We start from the raw sequence: 11807 nt of genomic DNA on the forward strand, positions 1-11807 counted from the left end.
CCATCGGCCCGACAAAGCACCAATCAACAAACCACCACGCGGGGAAGCGCCATGCCGCACGCCAAGATCAACGGCATCGATCTGTATTACGAGATTTCCGGAAAGGAGGACGGCCCGCCGATCCTGTTCTCCAATTCGCTGGCCTCCACCCTGCACATGTGGGACCCGCAGATGCCGGCCTTCCGCAAGCACTACAAGGTGATCCGCTACGACAGCCGGGGCCACGGCAAGTCGTCGGCTCCCGAGGGCGCCTACAGCATCGAGACCCTGGTGGACGACGCCATCGGCCTGCTCGACCATCTCGGCATCGACAAGACGGATTTCTGCGGCCTGTCCAAGGGCGGCATGGTCGGCCAGCGGCTCGCCACCCTGCATCCCGAGCGGGTCGACCGGCTCGTTCTCTGCGACACCGCCTGCTACATGGGCCCGCCGGAGCTGTGGGAAGGCCGGATCGAGACGGCCACGGTGGACGGCATGGCCGGCGTCGTCGACGCGACGATCATGCGCTGGTTCACCGAGCCGTTCCAGAAGCGCGACCCGGGCGCGGTGGACAAGGTGCGCGAGATGATCCTGCACACGCCGGTGGCCGGCTTCGTCGGCTGCTGTCGGGCGATCCAGTCGATGGATCAGCGCGAGACCATCCAGGCCATCGCCGTCCCCACCCTGGTGGTGGTCGGCGCCGACGATCCCGGCACCACCCCGGACGCCGCCCGCGAGATCCACAAGCGCATCGAGGGCTCGAAGCTCGAGATCCTGCCCGAGGCGGCGCATCTGGCGAATATCGAGCAGCCGAAACTGTTCGACGAGGCGGTGCTCGGGTTCCTGGGGAAGGGCTAGAAAGAGACTCGAAGCCAAAACGATCCGTCGTCCTTGTAACTTATCGTCTTCCGCTTCTGGTAGAGTTTCGGAAGCGGTGGTGGATGGGACGCCGAGTCGTCCTGGAGCGTGCGAGCCCGAACGTCAGCAAGGTTGCCCATCCACCGTTCATCCCTCGAACCCGAACAGTCGCCGGGGCCGCCATATGGCGAGCCCGTTTAGGCAAGGCAGGGTAGCGATGGACCAGGTGATCGTGGGTATCGACGTCTCCAAGAGCCGTCTGGATGTTCATATCCTGCTCGGCGCGCAAGGGCCGGGCGAATGTGAGGCGGTGCCGCGTGACGGCGCTGGGATTGCAGCGTTGGCCGAGCGTCTTGGAGCGCTGGGAGCAACGCTGGTGGGGGTCGAGGCGACGGGCGGCTTCGAGACGGTGGTGGCGGCGGGTCTGGCCGGGGCGGGCTTGCCGGTCGTCGTGGTCAATCCGCGCCAGATCCGGGCCTTCGCCCAGGCGCTGGGACGTCGGGCGAAGACCGATCCGATCGATGCGGAGATGATCGCCCGGTTCCTGGCGGCGACCCGGCCTGAGCCGCGCGCATTGCCCGATGCGTCCGGCCGCCTGCTGGCCGATCTGGTGGCCCGGCGACGGCAGATCGTGTCGATGATCGCCGCCGAGCGCCAGCGTCAGAGCCGCCTCACGGAACCGCGGGTGCGGCGCTCGATCCTGCGTCTGATCACGGCCCTGGAGAAGGAACTGAACGAGGTCGACCGCGAGATCGACGACCAGGTCCGCGGCTCGCCGGTCTGGCAGGCACAGGAGGATCTGCTGCGCAGCGTGCCCGGCATCGGTCCGGCCACCGCCCGCACCCTGCTCGCCGATCTGCCCGAACTCGGCCGACTGGACCGGCGCCAGATCGCCTCCCTGGCGGGGCTGGCACCGTGGACGCGCCAATCGGGAACTTGGCGCGGCAAAGCCTTCATCGGCGGCGGACGCGCGAGCGTACGCACCGCCCTGTTCGTCGCAGCCATGGTCGGCGCGCGCTACAACCCTACCCTCAAGGCCTTCCACGCCAGACTGATCGCTGCAGGAAAGCCCAAGATGGTCGCCCTCATCGCCGTCGCCAGAAAGCTGCTTACCATCCTCAACGCCATCGTCAGAGATCAAAAGCCATGGCAAGTCGCTTGACCAAGATCACAGTCGCTGACGAAAGTCAGGACCGAGCTGCTTGCGGCGCCGGTGCGTTGATCCTGAAGCGAGTTCAGGATGACGGCAGCAGGGATGACGGCAGGAGGTAGAGTGGGAGCTGCTGTCTGTACTCACACATTCCAAAAAACCCGCCTTTCGTCCAAAACCGACGTCCCCCAAACCGACTTCCCCTCAAACCGACTTCCTGGACTTGATCCAGGATCGTGCTTCCGAAACGTCCGCGGCACGGTCCTGGAGAGCGCCTGCGGCGCTTCCAGGAAGTCGGAATTGGGGGACGCCTGCCCCTCTCAGCCCCACGGCCCGCGCTGGGGCGTGTCCTGCCCCGCCATCGCCTTCAGCCGGGCGATGCGCTCGCGCATCGGCGGGTGGGTGGCGAACAGGCCGTCCAGGGCATGGGCGTGAAGCGGGTTCACGATGAACATGTGTGCCGTCGCCGGATTGTTCTCGGCGGCGTGGTTGTCGATCCGCCGCGCCCCGTCCTCGAGCTTCTGCAGCGCCGAGGCGAGCCAGAGCGGCCGGCCGCAGATCTCCGCGCCGATCCGGTCGGCGTCGTATTCCCGCACCCGGCTGATCGCCATCTGCACCAGGGTGGCGGCCAGCGGCGCGAGGATGGTCATCGCCAGCACGCCGATGATGCCCATCGGGTTGTTGCGGTTGCCGCCCAGGAACGAGCTCCACATCGCCATGTTGGCCAGCATCGAGATCGCGCCGGCGATGCTTGCGGTGATGGTCATGATCAGGGTGTCGCGGTTCTTCACATGGGCCAGCTCATGGGCCATGACCCCGGCGATCTCCTCGTGGGAGAGATTGCGCAGCAGGCCGGTGGTGGCGGCGACGGCGGCGTTCTCCGGGTTGCGGCCGGTGGCGAAGGCGTTCGGCTGGTCCTGGTCGATCACATAGACCTTGGGCATGGGCAGATCGGCGCGCTGGGCGAGCTGGCCGATCATGTCGTGGAACCACGGAAGCTCGGTGCGGCCGATCTGCCGCGCGCCGTGCATCCGCAGGACCATCTTGTCGGAGTTCCAGTAGGCGAACAGGTTCATGCCGCCGGCCAGGAGCAGGGCGATCACCATGCCGCCGCTGCCGCCGAGCAGATAGCCCACTCCCATGAACAGCGCCGTCAGCGCGGCGATCATCAGGCTGACCCGAACCATGCCGGTGCTCTCCGTTGTCGATGTCGGTGAAACGAAACTGAATGTGTGGGGGCGCAACCGGCCCTTCAAGATCTGGCGAAACGGCGCCGAACGCCCTATATCGGCAGCTTATGAACGATCCGAAGCAGCCCCAGTTCCGCCAGGTCTCCGTCCCGCAGACCAAGGAGGCCCCGACGGCCCCCGCCCGTGCGAAGCGCATCCCCGCGCCGGGCGAGGAAGTGGCCGTGCCGGCCCAGCTCGATCCCCGCGCCGCCGCCAAGGACCTGCCGCCCGAGCGCGGCGGCTATAACGGCCCCGAGCCGACCCGTTTCGGCGACTGGGAACACAAGGGCCGGACGACGGATTTCTGAGGGCGCTTTCCTTTTCGCCTTCCTTCATTCCCTCTTCTCACTCCCCGGATTTATTCCGGGCTGATCGGATGAGCCATGTGAAGACCTTGGATCTCTGGGTGAGCTGCGCGCAATCCGTTGGGCTTCCCCCGGAATAAGTCCGGGGAGTGAGTGAAAGAGGGCGGAGGCGGGGAGCCAAATCTCCCGAAACCCGCCTTGCGTTTCTGCACCTTTGATCGCCGCCCGCCTCGGCGTACCCTCCCGGCAAACAGGATCCACGGGAGGATGAACGGAAATGGCCACCCTCAAGAGCAAGTTCCAGAAGGGCAAGCTGCTCACCGCACCCGGCGTGTTCGACGGCGTGTCGGTGCGGCTCGCCGATGCCATGGGCTTCGACGCGCTGTACATGACTGGATACGGCACGGTCGCCTCGCATCTGGGTCTGCCCGATGCCGGCCTTGCCTCCTACCGCGACATGGTCGAGCGGGTGCGTACCCTGTCCGAACTGTCCTCCGCGCCGCTGATCTGCGATGGCGATACCGGCTATGGCGGGCTGCTGAACGTCGACCACACGGTCAAGGGCTATGAGCGCGCCGGGGCTGCGGCGATCCAGTTGGAAGACCAGGAATTCCCGAAGAAATGCGGCCACACGCCGAACCGCAAGGTCATTCCCATCGACCAGGCGGCGGCCAAGATCAAGGTCGCGGCCGAGGCGCGGGACAGTACCGACTTCCTGATCATCGCCCGCACCGACGCCCGGACCGCCCACGGACTGGACGAGGCGCTGCGCCGGGCCGACGCCTTCGCCAAGGCCGGTGCCGACATCCTCTTCGTCGAAGCTCCGGAATCCGTCGAGGAGATGGAAATCATCGGCAAGCGCTTCGACCTGCCGCTGCTGGTCAACGTGGTGGAGGGCGGCAAGACCCCCGTGCTCACCGCCGAGCAGTATGCCGAGATCGGTTATCAGCTCGCGATCTATCCGGCCGCCGGGTTCCTCGCCGTCGGACACGCGCTGAACTCGGTCTATTCCACCCTGAAGCGCACCGGCGCGTCGACCGAGCTGGAGGTGCCGATCGCCGATTTCATGACCTTCTCCAAGGCAATGGGCTTCGAGGACGTGTGGAAGTTCGAGCGCGACCATGCCGATCTCGAAACCAAGAGCCAGGCGGCCGAGTAGGGGGCGAAGCCATGCGCGCGACCGTTCTGCACGGCATCGAGGATCTTCGGGTCGAGCCCCGGGATGAACGGCCGCTCGGCGAGGGCGAGGTCCGGGTGCGGGTCGAGGCTGGGGGCATCTGCGGCTCCGACCTCCATTACTTCCACCACGCGCGCATGGGCGACTTCCCGGTGCGCGAGCCCTTCGTTCTCGGGCACGAGGCGGCGGGGCGTATCGCCGAGGTCGGTCCCGGAGTGGAGGGCTTGGCGGTCGGCGACGGGGTGGCGATCAATCCGAGCCATCCCTGCGGCACCTGCGACTACTGCCGTTCCGGGCGGGAGAACCTCTGCGCCGACATGGTGTTCCTAGGCTCCTCGCGCCGGTTCCCCCATGCCCAGGGCCTGTTCGCGGAGACCTACGCCACCCATGCGCGGCAATGCGTGACGGTGCCGGCCGGGACCGATCCGGGTGTGGCCGCCCTGGCCGAGCCGCTGTCGGTCTGCCTGCACGCCGCCGGCCATGCCGGGCCGATGCTCGGCCGCCGGGTGCTGGTGACCGGGGCGGGTCCGATCGGCGCCCTGTGTCTGGTGGTGGCCCGCCTGGGCGGGGCGGTGGAGACGGTGATCACCGACGTGATGGACGAGCCGCTCAAGGCGGCGGAGGCGCTGGGCGCGACCCGGGTGGTGAATGTGGCCAAGACGCCGGACGGGCTTTCTGACCCGGCCCATCCGCGCGGGCGCTTCGACGTGGCCTTCGAGTGTTCCGGCAACCCGCATGCCCAGCGCTCCTGCCTGGAGGCGCTGGCGCCCGGCGGGTTGCTGGTCCAGGTCGGGACCTATGCCGACCCGAAGATCACGGTCGCGGCGGATTACGTGATGGTGAAGGAGCTGACCCTGAAGAGCTCGTTCCGTTTCGCCCGGGAATTTCCCACCGCGGTGGCGCTGCTGGCGTCGGGACGGATCGACACCGGTCCGCTGCTCAGCCACAACTTCCCGATCGAGGACGCGATGACGGCCTTCCGGACGGCGGCGGATCGAAAGCAGGCGATGAAGGTGCAGATCCGGTTCTGAGGGGGCGTGCCCGCGTCCGATCTTTCCCAGCCGTCATCCCGGGAGACCCCGGACCCGATCCGGGGGCGGCCCGGGACCTCGCTGGTGCTGCGGCCGGGTCCCGGCCCCGCCCCGGGTCGAGCCCGGGGACGGTCCGGGATGACGGGGAGGGGGAGGGAGCGTCTATTCGCTCTCGTCGGACCCGTCCGACGCCCTGCCCAGCATCAGGATGCGCGCGCGGCCGTAGGTCCGCTCGTCCAGCACCTCGAACCCGTCCGGGATCTCAGTGCGCTCGCGCCTGTCGGTCTCGATCACCACCACCGTGTCGTCGCCGATCCAGCCGCCCTTCAGCGCCGCCGCCAGTGCCGGGACCCAGGCTTCGCTGCCGTAGGGCGGATCCATGAAGATCACCCCGCAGCCGACCAGCGCGCGTTCGTGCCAGCGGGTCGCGTCGCCTGAGCGCACCTGGGCGCGGCCGCCCACCCGCAGCTTCTCCACATTGGCCCGCAGCGCATCCAGGGCGGTCGGGTGGTTGTCCACCAGCACCACCCGCTCCGCGCCTCGGGAGAGGGCCTCCAGGCCCATGGCGCCGGTGCCGGCGAACAGGTCGAGCACCACCCGGTCGCGCAGGACCGTGCCGAAGCGGCCGCTTTCCAGCATGCTGAACACCGCCTCGCGCACCCGCTGCGGGGTGGGGCGGGTGTCCAGGCCTTCCGGCGAGAGCAGGTTAGTTCCGCGGTGTTTTCCGGCGATGATCCGCACGGTTTCCGTCCTTGTTGCGTGGCGCGTCAGACTTGGCCGGACCGGGGCCGCCCTTGCCCTTGGCGGGCGTCGGCTTTCCGAAAGGGGGCTTCGCGGCGGCGGACTTCGCCGGGCCCGGCTTCCCGGAAACAGGCTTCCCCGGCGCCGGCTTGGCGGAGCCAGGCTTTGCGGATCCCGACTTTGCAGGCCCCTCTTTCCCGCCCGGCGGCTTGGTGCCGGTGCGTTTCGGCTTGGCCTTGGCCCGACCGGTCTCGTCGCCGATATCGAGGCCGAGCTGGCCCTTCAGCACACGGGTCTTCACCTCTTCCACCCCATTGGGTGGAATGTCGCCGAGCTGGAACGGGCCGTAGGAGATCCGCAGCAGCCGGCTGACGGTCAGCCCCAGATACTCCATCACCCGACGGATTTCGCGGTTCTTGCCTTCCTTGATCCCGACGGTCAGCCAGGAATTGGTGCGCGAGGCCTTGTCGATGGTGACGTCGATGGCACCGTAGGCGACCCCGTCGATCGTCACGCCGCGCTTCAGTCCGGCCAGCGCCTTCTCGTCCAGCGGTCCGAAGACCCGCACCCGGTAGCGCCGGGTCCAGCCGGTCGACGGCAGTTCCAGATAACGTGCCAACCCACCGTCGTTGGTCAGCAGCAGCAGTCCCTCGCTGTCCAGGTCGAGGCGGCCGACCGTCACCACCCGGGGCATGTCGGCGGGCAGCGAGTCGAAGACCGTCTTGCGGCCCTCGGGATCTCGGGCGGTGGTCACCGTGCCCCGGTCCTTGTGGTAGCGCCACAGGCGCGGCGGCTCGATCTTCGGCAGCGGCTTGCCGTCGACCACGATCTCGCTCTCGTCGGTGACGGTGACCGCAGGACTGTCCAGCAGCGTGCCGTCGACCGCCACGCGGCCTTCGGCGATCCAGCGCTCGGCATCCCGGCGCGAGCACAGGCCGGCCCGGGCCAGGCGCTTGGCGATCCGTTCGGTCCCGCGCTGTTCCTCGAACAGGGCTTCCAGCTCGGCGATCGGACGCGGTGCCGGCCTGCCGGGGCGGCCGGCGGGCTTGTCTGAGGATCTGTCGGCGGGTTTGCGGGGTGCGTTCATCGTTCAGCGTGTACCGCGCGCGGGCGCGAACCGCAATGTTGCTGCGCACAGGGGCGTTGCTGCGCACAGGGGTAACGGGCGCGAGCGGCATGGACAGGCGCCGCCGCACGCCCTATCCAGGCCGGATGAGCGCCCCGACCACCCCGATGGCCATCGCCCTGGAGCAGGCCCGGCTCGCCGCCGAGGCCGGCGAGGTGCCGGTCGGCGCGGTGGTGCTTGACTCGGCGGGCCGGGTGATCGCCCGGGCCCATAACCAAGTGGAAGCGCCGCCCGACCCGGCCGGCCATGCGGAAATTCTCGCCCTGCGCGCGGCGGCGCAGATCCTCGGCACACCGCGGCTGGTGGACTGCGATCTGGTGGTGACGCTGGAGCCCTGCGCGATGTGCGCCCAGGCGATCGCCCATGCCCGCATCCGCCGGCTGACCTTCGGCGCCTACGATCCCAAGGGCGGCGGGGTGGAGCACGGTCCGCGCATCTTCACCCAGCCGACCTGCCACCACCGCCCGGAGGTGATCGGCGGGGTGGAGGAAACGGCCGCCTCCCTGCTGCTGAAGGATTTCTTCGCCGCCCGGCGCTAATAGCCCAGGGTCAGGCGGGCGATTTCCTCCGTGGCGGCGGACGGTTCGGTCAGCGCGGCCAGCACCGCCTCCAGAGAGCGGTCGCGCAGGCCCATGGCGTGGACCTTGGCCACCGTCTGGCGCAGGTAGTCCGGGTTCGGGCCCGACAGCCCGTGGGCGCCGGCGACGATGGCCGCCTGCTGCTCCACCGTCAGGGCGCCGGCGTAGTCTGCCTCGCGCCGGTCGACGATATAGGTCACCGCCCGCTGCCGCCTGCCGCCGCCGAGATCGACGGTCACCATGCTGCGCCGGTAGACCGGGTAATGGGCGATCTCGCGCTCGTCGAGATAGGCCAGTGTCTCCGGCACGCCCGCCTCCGGCACCCGGTAGGCGACACCCCGGCAGGCGCCGCCGCGGTCGAGGCCCATCACCAGTCCGGGCCGTGCCGCCGTGCCGCGATGGTGGCGCGAGACCACGCAGAGCCGGCGCCGGTAGCCGCGCAGCAGCGCGTCGGCCCGCTCCACGTGGTGGAAGCCCGGCCGCCACATCAGCGAACCGTAGCCGAAGACCCAGATGTCGCCGGCCTCAATGCTGCCATCCTGGCCTGTCACGGTATGCGCATCCACAACTCTTCCCCGTCGCGATCCCGATCCGTATTGTGCTCATCCAAGCACCTGGGCCCTGGTCATGACCACCGCAAGCGACCCCATCGACCCTGTTTCCGATCGTCGCCCGCCGCCCGGGCGGCCGAGCCGCCGGCGATTCTGGGCGATGATCGCCTTCGCCGTCCTCGCCTTCGCCGCGATCGCCTGGAGCGTCGGCTGGGTGCTCCTGTCGATTCAGCTTCGGGCGTCGATCGACGGCTGGATGGACTATCGCCGGTCGGTCGGCGACCGGCTGACTCATGGCGACCGGGAACTAGACGGCTTTCCCTTGCGGATCCGCTTCACCTACGCGGATGTGGCCTGGGGCAGGACCGACGGTCAGCGCGACCTGATGACCGCGACCGACCGGCTGGTGATCTCCGCCCGGCCGTGGGAGCCGCTCACCCTGAAGCTCGACAGTCCGGGACCGGTCACCGGGTCCTGGCAGGCGCCGTCCATGTCGGTCGGGCTGACGGCGGCGAGCGCCGATGGGGAAATCAGCTTCGTGCCGGGGGCGCTGGACGATCTGGCGCTGGACCTGCGCCAGGCGGTGGCGGTCGACCGCGAGCGGCGGGTCATCGCCCGGGCCGAGCGACTGGTCGTCGAGGCGGATCCCTCGCCCACGGACGACGGCAGCGGCCTCCCGGCCACGCTGCAGTTCTTCATCTCGGCCGATGCCTTGCAGCCGACCGATCTGCTGACCCCGAACCTGCCGTTCGAGGGACCGGCCGACGGCCGGATCCGCGCCAGCGTCCGGGGACCGCTGCCGATCTCGCTCGACCCGGCCTCGCTCGCCCTGTGGCGGGACGCGGGCGGCGTCGTCGACGTGGAGCATCTCGGGTTGAATTGGCGGCCCATGGACCTGACGGCCGACGGCACCCTGACCCTGGACGGCATGATGCGGCCGGAAGGGGCGGCCTCGGCCGAGGTGCGCGGCCTGCCGGCGATGATCGACCGGGCGGTGGATCGCGGTCTGCTGGCGGAGGACGTGGCGACCCTGCTGCGGCTGGCCACGGCGGCGTTCTCGCGCACGGGCAGCGAAGGCGGCTCGCCCTCGGTGCGCGCGCCGCTGACTGTGCAGGACGGCCGCCTGGCCATCGGGCCGTTCAAGATCCTGAAAGTGCCGTCCCTGGTCCGCTGACCGATTTCCCGGCCGCGCCTCCGGGTGGCGTCAGCCGAGGGTGCTGACGGCCATCCCGCTGGATGCCTGTTTGGCTTCCTTCTTCAGCCGGGCGATCACGTCCATCACCGTGTCGATCGGCACCTCGTTGCGGCCCGGCCGGAGGTTCAGGAGGCCGGCGCTGACGCTCAGCAGGCCGTAGCGGTTGAGCCGACCGTCGCGTCCCCGCATCTCCAGGAAGCCCCGTTCCCGCGTTTCGGCATCGTAGAAGCTCTCGACGTCGTGGGCGAAGCGCTGGATCAGGGTGGCGACCTGTTTCGCCACCAGGTCGGGATCGTCGGTGCGGAAGCCGACGAAGAAATCGTCGCCGCCGATATGGGCGACGAAGGCGTCCTGGGTCGCGGCATGCTTCTGCAGCAGCTCGGCGAAGAGCTGGATGGCCCGGTCGCCGTTGCGGAAGCCGTAGGTGTCGTTGAACGGCTTGAAGCTGTCGAAGTCGAAATAGGCCAGGACGATGCCGGTCTCCAGATCCTCCAGCGCATCGTTGACCCAGTCCCCGATGGAGAGGTTGCCCGGCAGCCGGGTGAGGGGATTCTGGTCGCGGGCGGCGGCGACGGTCTTCTCGTGCAGGACCTTGAGCAGCGCGGTCGAGCTCATGAACCCGGCATAGCGGCCGCGCTCCACCATCAGGATGCCCGGCGCGTCCGAGCGGTGGGCGAAGATCTCCAGGATCTTCTCGATGGGCATGTCGACGCTGGCGGTCGGGCAGGAGCGCACCAGATCGCGCAGCGAGCGGCCGTAGGCCTTGTTCGCGATCAGGTCGCGGCCGAATGGGGAATAGGCGTAGCCCTTCAGGTCGGCATCGCCGACCACCCCGACGGGAACCCCGGCCTGGTCCACCACGGGGATCACGCTCAGGTCCCGGTGCTGGCGGAACATGTCGAACACCTCGACCATGGGCAGGTCGATGGACATGGTCGGCAGCATCTCCAGATGGCCCTGAACCCGCGACTTGTCGGTCGACCGGTTGCGCCGCTCCCTTGCGTTGATGCCGGCGACGATCGGGTAGAGCGACAGGACGTGATCGAGATCGGTGGTCGGCTTCTGGATCAGGTAGCCCTGGGCGTAGTCGAAGCCCAGATCCTTGCAGGTGCGGAAATCCGCCTCCGTCTCCACGCCCTCGGCGACCATGGCGATGCCGAAGACATGCATGATGTCGACCAGCCGCGACAGGAACAGCCGGCGCTTGGGATCGGCGGAGACGCCGTTCACGAAATACCGGTCGATCTTCACGAAGTTCGGCTGCAGCTCATGCAGCAGCCGGAGCCTCGAATACCCCTGTCCGAAATCGTCCAGGGCCAGACGGACGCCGGCGCCGGAGATCTGGTGCATAACCGCCAGGGCCTCGTCGCCGGCCACGATATCCTGGGTCTCTGGGAGTTCCAGGCAGAACCGGTCCGCGCTCAGTCCGCTGGCGGCGATGGCGGCCGCCATCCCGTCGATGATCGTGCGGCCGCCCGAGGCCAGCAGGCGGGCGTCGACGTTCAGGAACAGGATGGCGGTCCGGCTCGGCAGCTTCAGGAAGGCCTCGACCGCCTTGCGCTGCAGGCGCCGCTCGACTTCCTCCAGCACGCCATATGCGTGAGCCGTGTCGAAGAAGGCGGCGATGGAGGCGTATCCGGCCCGATCGACCCCGCGGAGCAGCGCTTCGTAGCCGAAGGCGATTCCGGTATCGATGTTGACGATCGGCTGGAACGCGTACAAAAGCGTGTTGTCGACCGCGTCGAGCAATCGCTCTGTGTCCTCGGCCCGGTCATTGCTCGGCGTGGACGCGTCAAGCGCCCCAGCGAGAAGGTCTGCGTCGGCTCGATGCATCTGTCTCTCGTCCGCTAGGCTTGACGGTCTGGCGACATGAGACACAGAAATCCC

General features: G+C 68.6%; 12 protein-coding genes. 7 read left to right on the forward strand and 5 right to left on the reverse strand.

Annotated elements, in window-relative coordinates; all coding sequences use genetic code 11:
- Window positions 1-51: 51 nt before the first annotated feature.
- The gene (gene pcaD, locus T8K17_RS06345; RefSeq protein WP_322333659.1) at window positions 52-837 is read left to right on the forward strand and encodes a 3-oxoadipate enol-lactonase; all 786 of its coding nucleotides are present in this window, start codon (window positions 52-54) and stop codon (window positions 835-837) included.
- A gap of 217 nt (window positions 838-1054) precedes the next feature.
- Complete coding sequence (locus T8K17_RS06350; RefSeq protein WP_322330493.1) at window positions 1055-1999, forward strand: IS110 family transposase; 945 nt, start codon at window positions 1055-1057, stop codon at window positions 1997-1999.
- Between the two features lie 308 nt (window positions 2000-2307).
- On the opposite strand, the gene htpX is transcribed toward T8K17_RS06350, so the two are convergent.
- Window positions 2308-3174 carry a zinc metalloprotease HtpX gene (gene htpX, locus T8K17_RS06355; protein ID WP_322333660.1) on the reverse strand — a complete coding sequence of 289 codons (867 nt, stop codon included), beginning with the start codon at window positions 3172-3174 and terminating at the stop codon, window positions 2308-2310.
- A gap of 110 nt (window positions 3175-3284) precedes the next feature.
- Between htpX and T8K17_RS06360 the strand changes: the two genes are divergently transcribed.
- The 3 genes from T8K17_RS06360 to T8K17_RS06370 all read left to right on the forward strand — a co-directional run bounded on the left by T8K17_RS06360 (window position 3285) and on the right by T8K17_RS06370 (window position 5729).
- Entirely contained in the window at window positions 3285-3524 is a 240-nt protein-coding gene (locus tag T8K17_RS06360; RefSeq protein WP_322333661.1) for a DUF1674 domain-containing protein, read from the forward strand.
- Window positions 3525-3798: 274 nt separating this feature from the next.
- Window positions 3799-4680 carry an isocitrate lyase/PEP mutase family protein gene (locus T8K17_RS06365; protein ID WP_322333662.1) on the forward strand — a complete coding sequence of 294 codons (882 nt, stop codon included), beginning with the start codon at window positions 3799-3801 and terminating at the stop codon, window positions 4678-4680.
- Window positions 4681-4691: 11 nt separating this feature from the next.
- Window positions 4692-5729 carry an L-idonate 5-dehydrogenase gene (locus T8K17_RS06370; protein WP_322333663.1) on the forward strand — a complete coding sequence of 346 codons (1038 nt, stop codon included), beginning with the start codon at window positions 4692-4694 and terminating at the stop codon, window positions 5727-5729.
- 162 nt (window positions 5730-5891) lie between these two features.
- Here the strand turns inward: T8K17_RS06370 and rsmD are convergent, their stop codons facing one another.
- Both rsmD and T8K17_RS06380 read right to left on the reverse strand, forming a co-directional pair.
- Window positions 5892-6470: a 16S rRNA (guanine(966)-N(2))-methyltransferase RsmD gene (rsmD, locus tag T8K17_RS06375; RefSeq protein ID WP_322333664.1), complete on the reverse strand. Its 579-nt coding sequence runs from the start codon at window positions 6468-6470 to the stop codon at window positions 5892-5894.
- A complete protein-coding gene (locus T8K17_RS06380; protein ID WP_322333665.1) occupies window positions 6436-7557 on the reverse strand; it encodes a pseudouridine synthase in 1122 nt (373 codons plus the stop codon). Before T8K17_RS06380 ends, rsmD begins: the two co-directional genes overlap by 35 nt.
- A gap of 89 nt (window positions 7558-7646) precedes the next feature.
- Between T8K17_RS06380 and T8K17_RS06385 the strand changes: the two genes are divergently transcribed.
- On the forward strand, window positions 7647-8135 hold the full coding sequence (locus T8K17_RS06385) for a nucleoside deaminase (RefSeq protein ID WP_322333666.1): 489 nt from the start codon (window positions 7647-7649) through the stop codon (window positions 8133-8135).
- On the opposite strand, the gene T8K17_RS06390 is transcribed toward T8K17_RS06385, so the two are convergent.
- Window positions 8132-8725, reverse strand: coding sequence for a gamma-glutamylcyclotransferase (locus T8K17_RS06390; protein ID WP_322333667.1), 594 nt, complete (start codon window positions 8723-8725; stop codon window positions 8132-8134). The genes T8K17_RS06385 and T8K17_RS06390 overlap by 4 nt on opposite strands.
- A gap of 76 nt (window positions 8726-8801) precedes the next feature.
- Here T8K17_RS06390 and T8K17_RS06395 point away from each other — a divergent pair, with 76 nt between their 5' ends.
- Window positions 8802-9899, forward strand: a complete 1098-nt coding sequence (locus tag T8K17_RS06395; RefSeq protein ID WP_322333668.1) for a DUF2125 domain-containing protein — start codon at window positions 8802-8804, stop codon at window positions 9897-9899.
- A 30-nt stretch (window positions 9900-9929) separates the two neighbouring features.
- Here the strand turns inward: T8K17_RS06395 and T8K17_RS06400 are convergent, their stop codons facing one another.
- Window positions 9930-11753 (reverse strand): GGDEF domain-containing protein, encoded by a 1824-nt coding sequence (locus T8K17_RS06400; protein ID WP_322333669.1) that lies wholly within the window; start codon window positions 11751-11753, stop codon window positions 9930-9932.
- Window positions 11754-11807 lie beyond the last annotated feature (54 nt).

Source organism: Thalassobaculum sp. OXR-137, assembly GCF_034377285.1.
Classification (GTDB): Bacteria; Pseudomonadota; Alphaproteobacteria; order Thalassobaculales; family Thalassobaculaceae; genus Thalassobaculum.